At 41.9% G+C, this 19,189-nt stretch carries 16 protein-coding genes; 1 reads left to right on the top strand and 15 read right to left on the bottom strand.

The window, feature by feature from the left end; all coding sequences use genetic code 11:
• Window positions 1–88: 88 nt before the first annotated feature.
• Together INP77_RS00390 and INP77_RS00385 are read right to left on the bottom strand one after the other, a co-directional pair.
• Entirely contained in the window at window positions 89–874 is a 786-nt protein-coding gene (locus INP77_RS00390; protein WP_194746740.1) for a quinoprotein dehydrogenase-associated SoxYZ-like carrier, read from the bottom strand.
• Between the two features lie 233 nt (window positions 875–1,107).
• On the bottom strand, window positions 1,108–1,665 hold the full coding sequence (locus INP77_RS00385) for a hypothetical protein (protein ID WP_194746739.1): 558 nt from the start codon (window positions 1,663–1,665) through the stop codon (window positions 1,108–1,110).
• Window positions 1,666–1,893: 228 nt separating this feature from the next.
• Between INP77_RS00385 and INP77_RS00380 the strand changes: the two genes are divergently transcribed.
• Window positions 1,894–3,213: a J domain-containing protein gene (locus INP77_RS00380; RefSeq protein ID WP_194746738.1), complete on the top strand. Its 1,320-nt coding sequence runs from the start codon at window positions 1,894–1,896 to the stop codon at window positions 3,211–3,213.
• An 81-nt stretch (window positions 3,214–3,294) separates the two neighbouring features.
• Here the strand turns inward: INP77_RS00380 and INP77_RS00375 are convergent, their stop codons facing one another.
• From INP77_RS00375 to INP77_RS00315, 13 genes are all read right to left on the bottom strand, one after another.
• Window positions 3,295–4,020, bottom strand: a complete 726-nt coding sequence (locus INP77_RS00375; RefSeq protein ID WP_194746737.1) for a hypothetical protein — start codon at window positions 4,018–4,020, stop codon at window positions 3,295–3,297.
• 40 nt (window positions 4,021–4,060) lie between these two features.
• Window positions 4,061–4,513, bottom strand: coding sequence for a hypothetical protein (locus INP77_RS00370; RefSeq protein WP_194746736.1), 453 nt, complete (start codon window positions 4,511–4,513; stop codon window positions 4,061–4,063).
• Between the two features lie 52 nt (window positions 4,514–4,565).
• A complete protein-coding gene (locus INP77_RS00365) occupies window positions 4,566–5,075 on the bottom strand; it encodes a thermonuclease family protein (protein ID WP_228518622.1) in 510 nt (169 codons plus the stop codon).
• A gap of 20 nt (window positions 5,076–5,095) precedes the next feature.
• The gene (locus INP77_RS00360) at window positions 5,096–6,019 is read right to left on the bottom strand and encodes a DUF4407 domain-containing protein (RefSeq protein ID WP_181256652.1); all 924 of its coding nucleotides are present in this window, start codon (window positions 6,017–6,019) and stop codon (window positions 5,096–5,098) included.
• Window positions 6,016–7,752, bottom strand: a complete 1,737-nt coding sequence (locus tag INP77_RS00355; RefSeq protein ID WP_194746735.1) for a hypothetical protein — start codon at window positions 7,750–7,752, stop codon at window positions 6,016–6,018. The genes INP77_RS00360 and INP77_RS00355 overlap by 4 nt, the downstream gene beginning before the upstream one ends.
• A 12-nt stretch (window positions 7,753–7,764) precedes the next feature.
• Window positions 7,765–9,078, bottom strand: a complete 1,314-nt coding sequence (locus INP77_RS00350) for a DUF4407 domain-containing protein (RefSeq protein ID WP_194746734.1) — start codon at window positions 9,076–9,078, stop codon at window positions 7,765–7,767.
• 47 nt (window positions 9,079–9,125) lie between these two features.
• The gene (locus INP77_RS00345) at window positions 9,126–9,632 is read right to left on the bottom strand and encodes a hypothetical protein (protein WP_194746733.1); all 507 of its coding nucleotides are present in this window, start codon (window positions 9,630–9,632) and stop codon (window positions 9,126–9,128) included.
• On the bottom strand, window positions 9,633–11,618 hold the full coding sequence (locus INP77_RS15055; protein ID WP_194746732.1) for an OmpA family protein: 1,986 nt from the start codon (window positions 11,616–11,618) through the stop codon (window positions 9,633–9,635). It lies immediately after the preceding gene.
• Between the two features lie 152 nt (window positions 11,619–11,770).
• A complete protein-coding gene (locus tag INP77_RS14990) occupies window positions 11,771–11,884 on the bottom strand; it encodes a YHYH domain-containing protein (RefSeq protein ID WP_194747471.1) in 114 nt (37 codons plus the stop codon).
• 283 nt (window positions 11,885–12,167) lie between these two features.
• Window positions 12,168–13,379, bottom strand: coding sequence for an MFS transporter (locus tag INP77_RS00330; protein ID WP_194746731.1), 1,212 nt, complete (start codon window positions 13,377–13,379; stop codon window positions 12,168–12,170).
• A 16-nt stretch (window positions 13,380–13,395) separates the two neighbouring features.
• Complete coding sequence (locus tag INP77_RS00325; RefSeq protein ID WP_194746730.1) at window positions 13,396–14,826, bottom strand: efflux transporter outer membrane subunit; 1,431 nt, start codon at window positions 14,824–14,826, stop codon at window positions 13,396–13,398.
• A complete protein-coding gene (locus INP77_RS00320; RefSeq protein WP_194746729.1) occupies window positions 14,823–15,971 on the bottom strand; it encodes an efflux RND transporter periplasmic adaptor subunit in 1,149 nt (382 codons plus the stop codon). The genes INP77_RS00325 and INP77_RS00320 overlap by 4 nt, the downstream gene beginning before the upstream one ends.
• Window positions 15,955–19,152, bottom strand: a complete 3,198-nt coding sequence (locus INP77_RS00315) for an efflux RND transporter permease subunit (RefSeq protein WP_194747468.1) — start codon at window positions 19,150–19,152, stop codon at window positions 15,955–15,957. Before INP77_RS00315 ends, INP77_RS00320 begins: the two co-directional genes overlap by 17 nt.
• Between the last annotated feature and the right edge of the window lie 37 nt (window positions 19,153–19,189).

Here is a 19,189-nt window from a genome sequence, read left to right as displayed (position 1 = left end):
ATTATCCATTAGATTAGGAGGTATTACTATCGGCTAGGCAAAGATATGAAGTTGGAGGCTATTGCAAACATCTTGTAACTGTTGATGATTAAAAAGTGGCTTTCAAATCATGGGAGAATTTTTTGCCAAAATTATCTTCAGCAATGACACCAAGCTCTCCTTGCTGTTTAGGTATAAAGGTAAAACGAAGGTACGGATTTTCGCTGGTCGATACTCCCAAATCGGCCTCAAATAATAACTCACCATTAAACCTAAAAACTGTTTTATTAATGTAGTTAGCTGGGATTTTCTCTTTCGTTTTGGAGTCATGCTGAAGCCCGCTGAGCATTGGATGCTTGATCATAAAGGCAACGTGAGAGTTGCCCCCAGGAACTCCGGAAAGGTTTAATCTTATTCGACCAATATCTGGATTTAATGCCAGATCCTCGACATTAACATTGCCACCGCACCCTCCCCCGGCCTCTACATTAGTTGTGGCCATGTAAAGTTTGCCTTCAGCAGTCTCACCGATAATGCGGATATTTGACTGCTTATCCATCCGGATGCGAGTTTCTAATTTCAGATTGCCTAGCAACCCACCAAGTTTGTAAGTAGCCGCCAATGGAATTGGATTCCCATCCAAAATCAAATAGAGCTTCTCTATCCTTGAAGGCGTCTTATCATTATCAATAGTAATTATTAAGGGAACCTGACTACCATTTTCAGATATCCGAGGGCCAGCAATCTGCATAAACTCAGATACCTCTATGTGGCGACTATCAAAATATTTACTTTGAGCCTTTTGCCATAACTCTTCTGCGGTTTCTGCCATGGCAGTAGTGCTAAAGAATAATCCGGCAAAAAGAACAGCCCAAACTTTAAACTCGTCTGACATTAATATCATTCCCCACCCCCCCAAAAAAACATACCATCTGGTTGGTATTCTATATGGATGATATTATTTGTAAATGGAATGATGAATAAATTTCAGACTTGATAGCCACACCAACTGGAGACTTGAATTGCCCTACTCTTCTCATAAAAAAATTCAAAGAAATCATCATGGACATCTCGGTGCTACGATACATATTCAAATCCAAATCCAGATCTAATCCTCTTTGCACAATCTTATGTCAGAAGTTCCGAAAGCTTAAATGATTCAATTGGCGCACCGTGTGATGGTTTGCACTCAACTAGTATGTCTTGATCCAAGCCCATATCGCCAGCGTTAGCTCGCTGTAGAAGCATTCGCAACCTATCTGATTCGATATTTATACAATGGAATATCCCAAGATCGTATAGATAATTTTGGCGAAGCTCAGTGAGTTTCTTTAAATCGTCTATTAGATCGGCAGCTGACAAGTTGGGTGAAACTTTGACTTCGATTGCTGCAATTTGATTATCGAAGTTTCCGGGCGTATGAAAAAGAAAGTCAGGCATTCTCTGCGCGCTCAAAGGCCAAACCTCGTACCGCTGTGCTATATCTGTTGAAATAACAGCTTTAACCAACTCGCTATGAAGATAGATATTTCCAATGGGACCATTTACTCGCTCATGATGATGCATTGCAACTCTTAAAAAATGATATAGCTCGTAACAATAAACACGTTCAGCATAGCCAAAATAACCCGACCCTACACGGTTAACAGCATAACGAAACCACTCTAAGAAAATTGCAGAGTCCATGAATACACTCACTAATCACATTTTGTAAAAATTTAAGAGAAAAATAAGGAGGCCAGAGGAAGTACTCTAGAAATACCTTTCATCCGTTGCTAGATATAGCAGAAAAGCCAGTTGCACGATCACATTACCCAATGTTTAATGAATTTTAGACGGTAAGGTAGGGTATTATTCGTCAAAAGTTAAATAATGATAATTGCTGCCTCATTTTACAAACCAGGGAAAAAATAATTGAGTTCAAAAGACCCTAAAGGCTACTACAAAATATTAGGCATAGATTTTAGCGCCACTGAATCCGATATCAAATCGGCATTTAAAAAGAAGGCGATGGAGTTACATCCGGATAGAAATAAAGCCAAAGACGCTACACAACGTTTTCAGTTGTTAAACGAAGCACTCAGTGTACTCAGTGACCCTGACCTAAGAGCTGAATACGATACCTCACTTGTTGAAACTGTTCATCACACACCTGAGGAGGATGAAGATCCACCAGAGCCCGCTGTTTGCTCTGTATGCGATAAAGTATCAGCCCAACCAAGGTATTCAATTTTCTATGACGTAAGAAGCTTCCTCTTTTATACGTCCAAAAGAGCTCACCAAGGCATTTACTGCAGCGTATGTGCCGAAAAACAAATATTGAAGGCCTCCTTGACTACATGGCTGTTTGGATGGTGGGGCTTACCGTGGGGTCCAATTTACTCGATTCAAACACTATTAGTTAATATGTTTGGAGGAAAACGCCCTAACGATATGAATGCTCGTCTGACTTTCTATCAGGCATGGGTATTTGCATACAACAACAAACTGGATGTCGCATATGCCGTGGCACAAGATGCATTGAAGTTTGCCAATAAACTCCCAAGGAGAAATGCATCACAAGAAACTCTTACTTTAAAAAATGACATTGATAATTTAATTAACACCCTTACAAAAAATGGTGTTAATACGGTAAAACTAATCAACTCATGGGCACTTTTCAATAAAGCTTTTTATATACAAGCCTCAGTCATGCTTTTGGTTTTTGGGGTTGTGGCAGATGCTCTTTACAATGAAAGTAAACGAAACATCAATAACTCCAATGGAAGTAGCTACTCGGCTTCAGAGCAAATTGCGGAGCCAATACAGCACAAGCCAGCCTACACTCGCCCATTAGAAGATCCGAATGGAAACGAATGGCCTGACTTTCCAACATATGTCGATGGGTATCCGCAGCTTAGGACGAACGGTAAGTCCAAGGTAACAGTAGATAACAATAGAAACGATTCTGATGTATTCGTTAAACTCTATGCTCTTCAAAACAATGGCGCTGCTCCTGTACGGGTATTTTTCATCCCAGCACATAGCGACTTCACAGTCGAAAATATTACGGCAGGTGAGTATGACCTAAGATATCAAAATCTGGATAGTGGAAAACTGTCCCGCTCAGAATCATTTGTAGCTAAAGAGAGACAAACAGATGAAGGCATTGAGTTTAGTGTCTTTACGATGACACTATATAAAGTCGCAAATGGCAACATGCATACATATGCCCTTGATGAAGATGAGTTTTAGGAAGCAAATCTCATCGATTTATTGTAAGCGTTGTAGCTGTCATCACTTGTTGAGGAGCAGTTGGTACTGAAGCGTTAGCAATTAATATTGCTCTTGAATTTCATTAATCCTTGCTACATTCGCTTCTTGATGGCAATTAATGATATGAATTTGCTCTCTATTGAAGTTGATATGTGAAACATTTGAGTTTATGTTACTTGCATGATCACTCAATATACTCCCGCATTTCTTATTTTTATTATCCACAAAAGTTAGATAATCTGACCTCCTACCATCCAAATCGCTCTGGCTTGCAGATGAATCGTTGAGTAAAGACATGTAACGAGCCCGTAGTTGTTTCTCAGACTCAGACCATCTGTAAAAATCCTCACGAAATGAAGGTTGTTCATCAGCTGGGATAGTAGCATGCGCCTTAGTATCTGAAGTGCCGTCAGATGTCTCATGTTGATGCCCTGCAGCTTCCGATATGAAATCGATGGGATTGGTTTGTTCGGTGCCCATCTCAGGTGGGACCTCTGCCCCTGACTCAACTTCTTCAACTTCACTGCGGTCTATAAACGTACCTTCATCCAACTGAACAGTCTCCGTTAGATTATTTTGTTCCTGCTCTGTATTTTTATTGTCACCATATAGGCCGACTATTATCAAAATCGCAAAGAATAGAACGCCAACTAGCAAACCCTCCCGGCTAATCTCTATATTTTCGCTGCCGCAATTTGGACATTTATTTGATAGATTTCTACCACGGGGATACCAGGTGTCTCCGCAATCTTTGCACTTATTCTTCGGTCTTTTTGTTTGTGCCATTTCAGAGGCTCTTGGATTATTTGAAATTGATAAAAGTTAGCTAGGTCTCTAAGAGCTGTTGAGAGTAACTTTGTATACGCTCTTGCTCGTCTTTCATTTGAACCAAACCAACAATTGCAAAAATGAATGCCGCCAGTGCTCCAATAGTTTGTTGAATTGCATTTATCATGGAGTTTGAGCTTAAATACCAAGATGCTACGATACTAAAAATCGTAAAAATCCCGAGAATTGTCGTCATCACTACCCCAGCAATCACTTTTCCCTTTGGCGCTACTCTGAAGGTAATGTATATGTATAGCCAACCAAAAACTCCAGAAGAAATCGTTGGCAAGATATATCTAAACCACCAGCCATCCTCGTGGAAGTCACCCTGAAACTTCATTAAAAGCCAATGTAGAAATACAAATAGCATGGAACCTAGCAAGCCGCCTAATATTGAAGCAAATGGTAATAATGGCCAACGCCACCATTGTGATGATTGTTGTTTTTCCATTTACAGTCCTCTTCCTTTTATTATCAGCTCGTTTCTTAGTGAGTATTTTAACTCAGTGCTCACTCTTCTTTTTTCTCCAATCCCAAGGCGGTATCGGATTAACTTCACTCCACAAGCCCAATTTGGAAGCGTGAGCTTTTAGCTCTTCATCTGAGTAAAGCTCTCGGTCTGAAGGTAATTGCTCATTTTGATATTTCTTATAGTGCCAAGCTAACCCCTTCTTAATTTGCTCCAAGTTCACATCTAGCTTATTAAAGCTGATTTTCCCTATTACCCTGCCATATCGATCATATTTAGAATATTCGACAAATACATCTTTATCGTAAATCAAATCAGAAAGTGATTTCTTCGAGACTTGGCCAAATGGCTGTGCTTTCTCAGGAGCGTCAATTCCTGAAAGCCTAATTTTGTATTGCTTGTGCGAGTCTACAAGCAAAGTGATTGTATCGCCGTCAACGACACCTACTACATGCCCCCTCAATGAATCAGCACTTGCTGAAGAGCACAACAGCAGGACAGCGCTAACTAATATAAGGTTTAGATTTATTTTTCTCATTTTCATCACTCTGGTTACGCCTGTTCTTACTCTTGATTTTCAATTTCGGAAGTCGTGAATTTTCTTGACCTCATCACACGCTCAGCTTGAATAAATCGATTCTCTGTATGCGTTCCTTGGAAATTTACCCTGTAGTAATCTTTGAAAATACCGTTGTCGGCAAGCGAGATTTGATTCTGGAACTCGACCTTGAACTCATACACCCCTTTAACCCAAAGCATCCTTAAAAAGATGGGCACGATGTAAAGATGAATCGCGACTACAAAAATCAAGAGAGTCAGTAGTGGATTCTGGTTATAGATCTTGTCAAGCAACCCCATAAAGCTTTGTGAACTCTGTATTAAAAGCTCCTCCTGATTGTCATTGAGCTCTTTGAAGACCTGACTCTCGCTGACTGCCATCTGATCATTAGAAGTTTCATCCATGTGTGCTTCAATGAGCATTTGCGCCTTTGACTTGATTTGGCTCTCTTCATTCTGCATTAATCTGTCAATATCTGAAGCAGTTACAACATGATTTACTTCACGGTGTAATAACAAAATATTGAGCGGTGCCCCTAAAGATAGAGCTAATACCAATGCCATGATTATTTGTGGAATTGCGTTTTTGATTTCATCAGAAGTAATTCGTGAGGTGCCATCTCCAATTCCAGAAATTGTTAAACACGCACGGTAAATATTGAATACGACTAAGAACCAAATAAAGCCTGTGACCAATGCAATTGAAAAATTCACATAGTCGCTGTATTTACTATCAATTACGGATGCTTCCAATATGTTGTAAACGGTATAAATAACACTTATGAAGCTCAAAAGGCTGACCATTAAAACCAATAAGCCAATGTATAGATTTCTTCGGCGTTCATGTAATGGGCAGTCATATATCAACTGGGTGTCCACGCCTGCGGAGGCATACACAAAGCCCTTTAGCGCATGAAACAGTTTCTTCACAATGAACTCCGCTTATTATTTTTAATAGCTTCTCTAAGAGACCTATAAAGATCATCGCCAGTAGAGTTTGGCTTCCTCTTGCGCTCTTTCACATTAGACTTGTACAGTGGGTGTTGTATTGCTGTCTCATCAAACGGCTCCCCTTCTTTGATAAATCTGTTTCTTATGTTTCTGATAACTGTTCTAAATATCCGAAACTGCTTATGAAGGCTCACACGGTTAAATTGAATGCTTTTTAATTCATACCTCAATATCACACCCGTATTTATATAATCTCTGTAGATATAAGGCCCACCTACAAATAAGATTACAAACAAACTTAGAATAATCGCCAAGAAGACGTGTTTGACAAACCAACCCGTATAGTTAAATAGAATTGACGGATTTTGAAGTTTTTTTGTTTTCACTTCTTCAATACTTTGTACATTCTTGGCTAGCATTTCATCGATGAACTGCAATTCTGATTTAACGATACCCTCTTCTGCCTCCAAGCATTTAGCAAAAGTACTTTGTTCAAATCCTGAGTAAGTTTTACAGTAATCACCCGCAGGGAGCATACCGTCCATATCTACCCTGCTCATTTCTTTATAAAACTGGCCTTGACCCCAAGTCAGCAAAATAGGAAATTGCAATTGCAACGATTGATATAACCTAGGATTTTCCTCATCACTTGCGAACTCAGAGGCAGTAGTTCTAAAGGTATTGTTAAGCTCGACTGATTCATTCAAGTTTTTCAAGAAAGATTCTACTAGCTCGCCACGCTCATCATTACTCAAAGACATAACATAGCTACTTTCCTGGTTCTCCCAGTTGATCGTTTTACTGATCTTCGCACTATCAGAACTTGCCGATAAGCTAAACAAGAAATACGACGCCAACGGTTTTTTATTAGCTACGATTGAAATTAAGCTATCAGTATCAACCGAATGAGAAAACATCCCGGCATTGGGTGGGGTTAGTTCGAGCGAATGATCAGATGTGACTTTGGAAGGCCCTCTGTAAACAAAAAGACTTATGTCCCCTGCACTTATGTTGTCGTAATAGCTTTTGATTTTGGCATCTAAATCGACACCATAAACCTTTGAGAGGGAAGTAACATCGAAACCCAAGCCGACTAGTTTATTCTTCAGTTGTTCTAAAGTGTCTTTGGAATCACCATCATCAATCAACATTGCTTTTTTCACGTATTTGGCCGTGACATTTGGTGCATTCTTATCAGCGAGATTCCGATAGGTTTCTAACTGAATAAGCCTCAAGTTTTTTTGTGCAGAATAGTTTTTGTATTGATTGGATATCGATTCAATCTGGGTATCCAGATGGCGAATAGAAACATTCGACTCCAATTGATCAGTCAGAGATAACCACGCCAGCAAAATTGGCTGCGAAAACAGCAAACCAACCATGAAATAGCTTAATGGTCGAAATTTAGAGGGTTGCCATTTCTTACGCTCTAGTGGCTTAAGATTGGACTCCATACCACTTGTCGTAACAAGCAAAACATTTAGAGAGACTAGTACAAAAAATGCGATAAAAAAACTAATCACCCCTGAAAGAACACTAACTGCTGCATAGCTGACGATATACCCTATCGACAAAGCGCAAAGTAGTGTTCCGGCCAAAGCCCATATACTGAGTGCAACCAGTTTGAATTGGTCTTCTCCCCTGAGTCGTTCAATCACCTCAGGGTTGAAGCCATTGAATTCAAAAAGCACTCTTGAAATAAATGCCTTCATAATTCGTATTTACTAACTGTTTTCAGTAAAGTACTTTTCAGGATTTGCCTGAATGTCGCGTTTCATCTTTCTTAAGTATGCTTCTTGTGCAGTTTTAGATAACTCACGTTCGGCGGCCAAAGTGGCTACCTCATACTCCTCAATAATTTTCGCTTGATGGAAGTTGGGCGATACCGCACCAATCGGTGAGAGATTCTGGCCTGCTTGAATCAATGGGTACTCTTCAATGCCAAACTTAGCCGTCACAATCCTATTTTGGTTTTCACTTAGCAGGTCATATGGACCTCTAATAAACATCATCTTGATGAAGATTGGAGTGACCTCAATAATAATCAGTAAAAGCATTAGCAGCTTCGAAGATGTTGGAAACAGCTCATGAGCAATATTGATCCTATTTCCCAGACCATCAATATTCACTGCACGGCGCGTATTCTCCATATGCGCCTTGGTCTTTTCTTCTGACAGTTGCGTAAGTTCAGTCTGCAGTTGAGCAATATCTGTCTTTAAGTGACTAATGTCTTGCTCTAATCTCGGTTTCTCTTCTTGAAGTTCAGCTTCCATTTTCTCTAGGTTGGCCATTTTGTCACGCCACGCCGGACCACGGCCTGCCGTTCCAGTTTTAGTATTACCACCAGCCTCATCTTCTAAGGTTTTCCGTTGATTTTTGATATCCAGAAGGCCGCCATTTAATCTGGACTCTTTCTTCTGAAGCTCTTCACGTTTTTCTTGTTTCCGCCCGTTTAGATCAGCTTCTCTCATTGCAAAACCGGCATTTGAGCCTTCATCATATTTTTTTGTTTGTTCCGTCTGTCTAACTTCTAACTCAGCATTGATTTCAGATTGAAAGACTCTAATTTCCAATGGCGCAGAGATACATATCCCGATGAATACTGCCATCACGATACGAGGAAGACCATTGATCAGTTCATCCCACGTAATCTTCTCAGTACCATCACCATGCCCTGTGGAAGTAACGATGAAACGATCCAGGTTGAAAATCACCAACGCCCAAGCAATGCCACATACAATCGCCCACAAGACACTCATGGGATCCGATACCTGTTGCTCAGGAGTTAGTGCATAACTGATCTTAGGGCCAAATACTGTGTAAAAGGCATATGAGCCAGACAAGAAAGCAAGAACAGAGGTGGCTAAGATCACTCCTCCGATACCTTCTGCTTTGACGCGCTCTGAATGTGGGCATCTTCTGATGAGTTGTTCATCAATACCGGCGCAGAACCACAGGAACTGCCTGATTCTCCCTGCTTCACATTTATAATCGTATTTATCCAAATCCTTTGGATCAGAAGTTTCAACTGCAGCCATTCTCACTCCCCTTGGTTTTCAAGTGTTTACTAACTCTTGCTAATACATTAATGAACCAAAGGCTCATTGGTTGATGCTTCATTGCTAAACTTAGCCTTTGATACTCGCATATTGATAAATCTTGGCGTCATTGATACTTTGCGAATGTTTCTTAGAGCTTTGTTCGACCTAGCTCTGTTTAATTTGTACACAAATGCTCGCCAATCCAACAATATTTGCTTTGCCTCTTCGATTGGCTTTAAAGCCACTTTTGGCATATTTGGCGGTGTGAGCTTCCAATCAGCTTTAGCCACGTCGAAATATGTCTTACTACTACTGAATAATGTGCTGGTTTTAATTACCAATTGCGCACCAATAGGTACCGCTATCATCACGGCGTTAACTGCAGGTGATTTGATCTTTACAGATTTCCATTGAGGATGACTTTTCGAACTAATAACGACCTTACATTTGCCTCGAATATAAACGTTCACCCAAGTGAGTTGCCGACCAAAGGTCAGTTTAGGATGAGCAAGCTTTAATTCCACTGTAGATTTAGTCTTAAGAAATAGCATTTACTGTTCACCTTTGGTATCGGCTTCACAATTGCCTTTAAGCTCAACCCTAATATTCATTTTCTGAGTTTCAGGATCTGGATCTGTTGTTAGTGGTTCAGAGCTACCAACACCTCTAACTATTAACTGCTCAGAGTTAATGTTTTCGTTATCCAATATCCATTCGGCAACAGCATTTGCTCGCTGCTTACTCAATCTCATGTTTCTGGCATAACCAGCGGGGTTTGGCATTCCGTTTTCAAATGTCTCCCCAGTTTGATCTGCATGACCAGTGATAATGAATTTTTTCGACTTGTCCTGCTCTGCCATCCAGGAGGCTAGTTGTTCAAGTTTAGTAATTGCCGTTTCTTTGATAACGAAACTATTTCTTTCGAATAAGCCCAACTCACCGAGGTAAACACTGGTATTACAGTCATCTAAAACATTTGGATTTGATTTTAAGTCGCCAGCAGTAACTTTCTTATTTGAGGCGTTTGACCCAGTTAAAGATTTGACTTTATTTTCACTATACTTTGCGGTCTGCTCTACGACAGTATTCTCAACCACTTTCTTAGTATTCATGAGCTGAGAAGCAACAGAATGCTTTTTAGCACTATGGCTTGAACTTTCAGGATGACTAATGTCGCATTTGGGTTTTATGCAATTCATAGTCAACATGACCGCCAATGCAAAGGCAATGGCTAATACAGTTTTTGCAAAACAATCTCTAATGAATGCTGAAAGAATAAAACTGACGAGAATTATTGCTTCCCAAATTCCAAATGACGAAAGGTCATAACAAGCATGCTGCTTAGCATTTGAGAATGCCACCAATAAACTAAACAGCGACACTCCAATTAGAAAACTTCTGAATTTTTTCTTCTGTACTGCATCCCGAATGGTCAAACCTCGCTCTTGGACTATATCTCCAAGTACGCAAACTGCTTTGGTCGAGAAAAAGAAAAATAAAGCCTGTACAAGATGGCACCAGAAAAAGTCCTTCCAGCCTCCATCTGACCTAAAATAAAAGAAAAGACAAAAGGTCAGTATCGATAGCAATATGTTATTGCATAGCCAACACTCGTCAACCCGGCTCTTCGCCAATATATCGCGAACTCCCCCGCCTCCAGTTTTAGGTGTATCAGTCTCAAATTCATTTTTATCTGAACGGGGTGCTAATGGTGGAGTGGGGCCTTTACCTGATATTCCTGGGGTATTAGTCGAGGGTGCAGAACCATCTGTCAGTGTCTGCTCTTGCGGCACTGATGTTTGAGTCGCTGATGCAGCCGCAATTGCAGGGATATTTTGTACTTCTGGCGGAGAATTTACCGCGTTTTCAAACTCTTCTTCTTTAACCAAGCAAGCGCACAACGTACCTTTGATATGCCCAGCGATTTTATTTTGATCTAAAAATTCTTTTTCAGAAATTCGTTGCCAATCATAGATGACTAAATCGGCAAGATTTGCCGGCAAATAGTCTTCCGAATTCAAATCTTTTACTAATATAGAATTGCTGAAGTCTTGTCTGATTGGCTTGGGATCGGCCTTGATTGGCAGATTTGGACGCCTATCAGTGAATTTGTAATTGATTAGATGGCCACGGGCTATCTTTATGTCGTAGTCTCGATGGTAATTTTCTTTTACAGCCAGGACATTTGGAATCCCTGTGTTTGAAAGTGTACCGACGAAATCGCCTTCAAACTCTCCGATAAGCCAGATTCCCTTAATGTCTCTTTTCAGGGTTAAATTAGGAGCTAACCAGTTACTACCATCATAGTCCCACCAGTCATACGCTAATGACCCACATTGAATACAATGTTGAGGTACGTGACTATGAATTATTGAGTTATTACATGTTTTGCAGATGTAGGAAATCTCTGAATCGATTTCGCGTTTGATAATGTAGGCAGGGGCTATTCCACATTTTTTGCAAATAGATTGAGGCGCTGTCAGATTCCATTGACACCGCTTGCACCTCATCACTAATCGGAAGCTTTGAATAGCCACCCTGTCGCTCCCCTTTTATTTTTATTTCAGCTTTTAATTTTTTATGACACTTGGAAGCTTATTTTAGACTTCTACGCTTCGCAAACTCAGCTACAGTTATAGAGCCTTTTATAATCTAGTTTTTCTTTCTTCTGTTTTAAACTTCTTTATTGTTAGTGGCAGTGGTAAGTACCAGCTTTTTTATCATGGTGACAACCTTGCTTATTAGTTCTGCCAGAATGCGCATTAGCTACTAAACAGCTAAATGTAAAAATCAAAAATACCATCAAAGTAAATCGATTCATATCCCCTCCCATATGGGTCTTTCATTCTTTTTAGGTACGTCAAAAAATATACCTAACGCCGATGAACCTATTTTGATAGGTAAGTATGATTATGATAAATGTTAATCAATGTATTTGCACCCATATAATTACTAGTCTGCTTATATTGCATCCCAGCCTTCAGGAAAAGTAAAAACGGTGATCGCCGTTTTGCTTTAAGCCTATTTTTCCAATAACGATGACATTCAGGTCATAGGTATCGATTTGACTCAAAGCAACAAACCAATTAACGCTCCTGCATCCTGAAGGCCACCACGACTCCTGAAATCAAACTCACAACGCCTATGACAGTAATCGCTAAACTGAATCCAAAGCGGTCAGCCATGATACCGGCTGAAAGAGCACCGATGGCATATCCTAGATCACGCCAAAACCGATAGACACTCAGAGACTTAGCCCTCCAGGTTGGATGTGAAGCATCTGACACCGCCGCGATTAGGCTTGGATAAACCATTGCAGTACCAATACCCATCATCATGGCTGCAAGAAACCAGTATTCAAACTTATCTGTCATTGCGGTCAGGATTAGCGCAATGCCCTGTATCCACATGCCAACCACAATCAGGCCTTTTCTACCCCATCGGTCGCTAAGAGGTCCGGTGACAAGCTGGCCTATACCCCAGACCATTGGGTGTATTGACCTGAGTAAACCGGTATTAGCCACGCTCAAACCAAAAGTATTGAAAAACAGTGGCAAGATTCCCCAACTCATTCCATCATTTAGGTTATTGATCATTCCCGCTTGAGATGCGGCAAAGAGATTACTATCCTTAAAAGAAGTGAGTAGAAACACCTCCTTGAATGTCATAGATGAGGTCTGTTTTGGGTTAATGCTGGCTTCAAGCTTCACGTGTTCACTTGTATCTCGTACCAACAACAAAGTTAACAACGAGCCGGCCACAGCATAAAAAACACCTAGCAAAATTGGAGCAGGACGCAACCCATAACTACTTGCAAGATATCCTGTTACAAGTGCAGTTACTCCGACTGAAAAGTAACCTGCGAACTCATTTAAGCCGACAGCTGTTCCCCTACCCTTTGGGCCAACCAAATCTACCTTCATAATGACAGTCATAGACCAAGCGAAGCCCTGGCTTAAACCTAGCAAGATATTTGCACCAATGATCCAATTCCAGGATGGCGCAGCAATGATTAGAAATGGGACAGGCAAACCAAATATCCATCCCAAGATTAATACTTGCTTACGCCCCCAATAATCTGCCAGTTGCCCAGAGATTAAATTTGCAAAAGCTTTGACCAATCCAAAACTGATAATAAATGAAGTGATTAGGGTCGTTGACTCAATATGAAACTCCACTTTACCTATCAAAGGAACAACAGTTCGTTCAACACCAACCATGCCCCCCACGAAGGCATTGATGAGTATTAAAAGTGAGAATTGTTTCCAATTCTCTTTGAGGCCAAGTTGAATTCTCATGGTTGATGCTCAAGTATTAACCAGCTTCTTGGACATTCTTACTCCAGCCTCCACCCAAAGCTCTTATCAAATCAACACTAGCTCTTAACTGCTCTGTGTTCAAGATGAGTAGTGCTCGCTGGGAATTTAATGATGCAGTTTGAGCAGAAGTCACCTCCAGATAGTTCGCAGCTCCCTGCTGATATCTGTTCATCGCAAAACTCAGACTCTTCTTTGCGGCTTCTGCGGAAGCTTTCTCTGACTGTGCAGCAGTATGATAGTAATTTAGCTTGGCTAGATTATCTTCGACCTGCTGGAAGGCCTCTAATACCACTACCCTATATCTCGCCCCGTTTTCATTCAGAATGGCTTCTGCTTCTGCAACTTTAGCTTTGCGTAATCCACCATCAAATAACTGCAAGAGCATCCCCGGCCCAATAGACCAAAAGTTGCTAGGGGCAGTTAACCAATTACCGGCCGAAATGCTCTGATAACCGTAAGTCGCACTCAGATTGACAGAAGGATATAAGGCGGCCTTCGCGACCCCTATCGAGGCATTTGCGGCCTCTACCCTTCTTTGTGCTGCCGCAATGTCTGGCCTTCTCTGCAGTAATTCAGAAGGAACACTGATTGGTATTTTTGGAAGATCAATGATATCGTCCCGACTTACAAGCGAGAAACTGGATGGGGATTGGCCGGTCAGCACAGCTATAGCATGCTCTGAAATAGCGCGCTGCGCTTTAGCCTGCTCTAGTTGAGACTTGGCCGACTCAAGCTGCGCCTCAGCTCGGGACACATCTAAGCCTGGGGCTATACCATTGTCATAGCGAATTTGAATCAACTTCAAGGCTTTGGCGTTTGCGTCCACAGTTTCCTGTAATAGGTGTAATTGCTGATCAATCCCTCTTAACACAATAAATTGATCTACAAGCTTAGTCTGTAGGCTTAGTTTTACAGATTCTAAATCTGCAGTAACTGCAGCTGCCCCTGCTTCACTAGCTTTGACACTGCTACTTACCCTTCCCCATAGATCAACTTCATATCCGGCTTGCAGACCAACAGAATACAGAGAGTAGGTTGGCGGCAAATTGAATGTAGATGGTACTAATGGCCGATTCTCAGAAGCTCTATTCCGGCTTGGACTGCCATTCAAGGAAAGCCCAGGGTACCTGCTGGCTCCCGCTTGATCGACATAAGCTTGTGCCCGTTGGTAAGTTGCATAAGCTGCAGCAAGGTTCGAGTTTCTCTTAAGTAGCAACTCCTGAAGCTTATTGAGCTCGTCATCCTTGTAATAGGTCCACCAAGATCCTCTAGGAATTTGATCAGAGGGCTCTGCTTTAATCCAAGGTGCTGTTTCTTTGTATTCTGGGGCAACTTGCACCGTAGGCATCTTGAGATCAGGTATTAGTGAGCAACCAGCAAGAACCACCACTAACTTCAAAGCTAATAGTTTCCGCCAAAAACTCATACTTTATCACCTTTGACGCGTACCTTCAGTCCATTGGAAATATCATCAGGTGGACTATCGATCAGGCGATCGCTAACACTAAGTCCCTGTTGAACTTCAATTGTTTTCCCCAGATCACGTGCAACCTGAATGCTCTTGAGTACCACTTTGTTGTCTGGGCCCAGAGTGGCTACGAGAACACCGTCCTGGCGAATAATTAATGCACTAGATGGGATTGTCAGTGTTTTAGCATCGCTCCCAAGTTCCAATTTTGTTCTCGCAAAACCACCTGCAGTTAATTCAGCGTTAGGATTTGGCACCATGAATTGAAATAAAGTACTTCCAGAATTCGGATCCACTGACTGAGATGAAGCTACATAAGTAGCCTTATATGTTTTACCAGGCTTACCAGGAATACTTACGTTGGCAACAACTTCTTTACCAATACTGGAGACGTAATTTTCTGGAACACTAATGTACAACCGAAGCTTGGTTGTATCTGATACAACAAATAGTGGCTTTGCTGATCCACCTCCCAATTCAATCAATGCTCCAACATCTGTATTCCTGGAAGTCACTATCCCATTAAATGGGGCAATTAACTTTGTGAACCCTTTCAAAGCTTGGATACGATCAAGGTTAGCTTGAGCAGCATTTACCCTGGCTTGTTTTGCTGCTTGATCGCCAACGCGCTCATCTACCTCCTGTTTGGAAACTGAATCAGTTCCTTGCATGGCAACCCATCGCTTTGCAGTTGAATTGGCAAGATCAGCACCTACTTTTGCACTGGCAAGATCAGCTTTAGCTTGTAACAGCTGTTGATCTAGGTCTGGCGTTTCAATTTCACCTAATACTTGACCATCCTTTACCTGAGCTCCAATGTCAGCATTCCATTTTTTAAGGTATCCACTGACCCTGGCGTAAATCGGAGCTTGGGCGAACGGTTGAAGTCTGCCAGGCAACTCAATCGTTTGTATACCATTATCATTGGTTGGACTGACCAGTATGACTGATGGGACCGCTTGCTCCTTGGTCCATCCATCTAGTTTCTTGCTTTCAGTGGCTCTTATAACCGTTCCGTAGCTTACGATACCAATACCCACTAGTGCCAATATGAGACAGCTATTTAGAACGATACGATGTGAATCTTTATGCTTGGATGGCATTTACTTCTCCATTGCTGAATTGCTTATTCGATGACTCTTTCGATTTGGAATGCACCATACTGAAAACAATAGGTACCAATAGCAGTGTAGTGACGGTAGCAAATAACAACCCGCCAATCACAGCTCGACCAAGTGGAGCATTCTGCTCCCCGCCTTCACCAAGCCCTAAAGCCATAGGCGCCATACCGATGATCATGGCTAATGCCGTCATTAGAACTGGTCGGAACCTGACGAATCCGGCCTCAAGGGCTGCCTGAGTCGCATCACCTAACTCAGCAAGACGTTCCCTTGCAAAGCTGATGACCAGCACACTGTTGGAAGTTGCGACGCCCATACACATGATTGCGCCAGTCAGGGCGGGTACTGATAATGGTGTGAAGGTTGCAAATAGCATCCAGATAATGCCTGCAATTGCCACTGGAAGAGCACTGATGATGACGAATGAATCGCTCCACGACTGGAAATTGATCACAATCAACAGGTAGATCAGAACAATGGCCCCTAGCAATCCAAATAACAGACCTGAGAAAGCACTTTCCATAGTTTGAACCTGGCCCAATAGATAAACAGTCGACCCTTTTGGAACCGAGTCACCGTTTTCAGCCAATATGCGCCTTATATCATCGGCAACAGCACCAAGGTCCCTTCCTTGAGTTGCCGCATGAATTTGAACCATAGGCTGGATGTCATACTGACTAACCAGTGCATTTGAAGTTGAACGAGAGAAATCTGCAATGCCACCCAGAATCTGGGGAGCAAACCCTGGACGGGAGCCACTGATCGGCATATTTTCCAGATCAGACATTTCTCCCATACGATACTGCGGGGTCTGCATGACAATAGGATAAGAAACACCATTCGCAGGGTTTAACCAGAAAGTTGGCGCAACTTGACTGCTACCTGCTAATGAGACCACTAAACTATTGGTCACATCACGTGCATTAAGACCAACCTCTTGAGCTCTAGACCTATCGAAGTCCACCTTGATGACTGGATTCTGTCTGGACTGCTGAACTCGTACATCTGCAATCCCAGAGACCTGTTTAATCTTAGCTACCAACTTGTTGGCGTAATCGAAGTTTCCGTTAAGGTTATTTCCTCGGATTTGGATATCGATTGGAGCAGGAGTACCAAAATTTAAAATTTGGCTAACAATATCTGCAGGCGGAAAGGTGAATACAGTATCTGGAAATTTGCGAGGTAATAACTCTCTCAACTGTTTCACATATTCAGCAGTCGGCCTATGCTCTTTGGTTAATGCGATCTGAATATCACCATCCTGAACACCCATAACTCCAGTATTGTTGTAAGTCAGGTTAATCGCACTTGATGAAATACCAATGTTATCTACGAACGTGACTATTTCGTCAGAAGGAATAAGTCTTCTGATTTCTGCCTGAATTTGAGCAAATCTTGCAGAAGTCTCTTCAATTCTAGTTCCAACAGGTACTCGAACGTGCATCAGTATTTGACCACCGTCCACTGCAGGGAAAAAATTCTTCCCAAGAAACGGAATCAACGTTGAACTCAGAATGACAAGGGCCATAAACCCAAATACAAACATCTTCCGGTTATCAAGGGCCAACTCAAGCACACCACGATAGTTTGTTCTGAATGCTTCAAAGCGTTTTTCAAATCCCCTTTGGAACATGACCAACACATTCTTGGAGACTGGTTGTTCCTCATGCTCACTTTCTGAATGAGGCTTAAGGAGGTACTTGGCCATAGTTGGCACTAGTGTTCGAGAAAGAACAAATGAACTAACCATGGCAAACATTACAGACTCAGCCATTGGCACAAATAAGAATCTAGATACACCCTCCAAGAAAAACATTGGAACGAATACGATACAGATACACAGTAGGGAAACGAATGCGGGTGTTACAATCTGACGTGCGCCATCCAAGATCGATGTTTCTACATCCTTACCATGCTCTAAATGCCAGTTGATATTCTCAATGGTCACTGTTGCATCATCGACCAAAATGCCCACTGCCAACGCCAATCCACCAAGAGTCATAATATTCAAGGTCTCGCCCATGTAAGCTAAACCAGCTACGGCACCTAAAATGGATAATGGAATTGAGATGGCAATGATAACCGTGGATCTCCAGCTCCCCAAAAATAGCAGGATCATCACGCTGGTTAAGGCAGCAGCAATACAACCTTCAAGCACCACTCCTTTGATAGCATCACTAACAAAGATTGACTGGTCATTGATTGGTCGGACTTCCAACTCATCTGGCAAGGTTGGTTTGATTTCCAAAACCTTACTTTTGATTCCCGAAACGATAGAAATGGTAGAAGTAGCACCACTCTTCAATACTGAGAGTAATACTGACCGTGATCCGTCTACATGAACCACGTTTGTCTGGGGCGGATTTCCATCACGCACATGTGCAACATCACGAATGTATACCATTGCTCCATTGACGGATTTGATAGGCAACCTACCAAGCTCCTCAAGAGCGGAAGGAGCGTTGTTCAATTGGATTGTGTATTCCTTGCTGCCAATTTTCTGTGTACCTGTTGGCAGTACTAGATTTTGGTTTGCCAGTGCATTTGCAACATCCTGAGCAGAGAGTCCTCTTGATTGCATTGCCTCAGGATCCAGGTCAATTTGTACCTGGCGAGTTTTACCACCTGATGGATAAGGGATGGCTGCGCCAGGCACCGAGACCAACCTCTGCCTCACAGCATTAAGGCCTAAATCGGCGAGGTTCTGTTCAGTTAGCCCCTTCCCAGCCAAGGCAAGTTGGAGAATAGGTACAGTTGAAGCACTGTAGTTAAGAATGATAGGAGGTTGTGTACCAGCTGGCATCAAACGCAACATGGCCTGTGATATAGAGGTTACCTGAGCGTTGGCCGTTGCGATATTTACGTTTGGATGGAAAAATATCTTCACGATACCGAAGCCAGTATATGAGTTAGCCTCAATGTGTTCGATATCATTTACGGTCGTAGTAAGCGCCCTTTCAAATGGCGTCAACATACGACCTGACATCTGATCTGGGGACATGCCGGTATATTGGAATGCAACCGCAATTACCGGGATGCGAATCTCAGGAAAAATATCTGTTGGCATCCTTAGTGCAGACAAAACTCCACCAATCAAAATTAGAATTGCCATTACGATAAATGTGTAAGGGCGACTCAGTGCAATCTGTACTATCTTGACCAACTCAGGCATCCTCCTTTCAAGTGATGGGGTTTTGGAA

Origin of the sequence: Methylophilus sp. 13 (assembly GCF_015354335.1) — a bacterium.
In the GTDB taxonomy this organism is placed as follows: Bacteria; Pseudomonadota; Gammaproteobacteria; order Burkholderiales; family Methylophilaceae; genus Methylophilus; species Methylophilus glucosoxydans.
This window is presented reverse-complemented; position numbering and strand designations above follow the sequence as displayed.

What these genes read in the sequence shown, in the direction of transcription:
- INP77_RS00390 (WP_194746740.1), bottom strand. Translation starts at nt 874, where the DNA reads ATGTCAGACGAGTTTAAAGTTTGGGCTGTTCTTTTTGCCGGATTATTC.
- INP77_RS00385 (WP_194746739.1), bottom strand. Translation starts at nt 1,665, where the DNA reads ATGGACTCTGCAATTTTCTTAGAGTGGTTTCGTTATGCTGTTAACCGT.
- INP77_RS00375 (WP_194746737.1), bottom strand. Translation starts at nt 4,020, where the DNA reads ATGGCACAAACAAAAAGACCGAAGAATAAGTGCAAAGATTGCGGAGAC.
- INP77_RS00370 (WP_194746736.1), bottom strand. Translation starts at nt 4,513, where the DNA reads ATGGAAAAACAACAATCATCACAATGGTGGCGTTGGCCATTATTACCA.
- INP77_RS00365 (WP_228518622.1), bottom strand. Translation starts at nt 5,075, where the DNA reads ATGAAAATGAGAAAAATAAATCTAAACCTTATATTAGTTAGCGCTGTC.
- INP77_RS00355 (WP_194746735.1), bottom strand. Translation starts at nt 7,752, where the DNA reads ATGAAGGCATTTATTTCAAGAGTGCTTTTTGAATTCAATGGCTTCAAC.
- INP77_RS00350 (WP_194746734.1), bottom strand. Translation starts at nt 9,078, where the DNA reads ATGGCTGCAGTTGAAACTTCTGATCCAAAGGATTTGGATAAATACGAT.
- INP77_RS00345 (WP_194746733.1), bottom strand. Translation starts at nt 9,632, where the DNA reads ATGCTATTTCTTAAGACTAAATCTACAGTGGAATTAAAGCTTGCTCAT.
- INP77_RS14990 (WP_194747471.1), bottom strand. Translation starts at nt 11,884, where the DNA reads ATGGTATTTTTGATTTTTACATTTAGCTGTTTAGTAGCTAATGCGCAT.
- INP77_RS00330 (WP_194746731.1), bottom strand. Translation starts at nt 13,379, where the DNA reads ATGAGAATTCAACTTGGCCTCAAAGAGAATTGGAAACAATTCTCACTT.
- INP77_RS00325 (WP_194746730.1), bottom strand. Translation starts at nt 14,826, where the DNA reads ATGAGTTTTTGGCGGAAACTATTAGCTTTGAAGTTAGTGGTGGTTCTT.
- INP77_RS00320 (WP_194746729.1), bottom strand. Translation starts at nt 15,971, where the DNA reads ATGCCATCCAAGCATAAAGATTCACATCGTATCGTTCTAAATAGCTGT.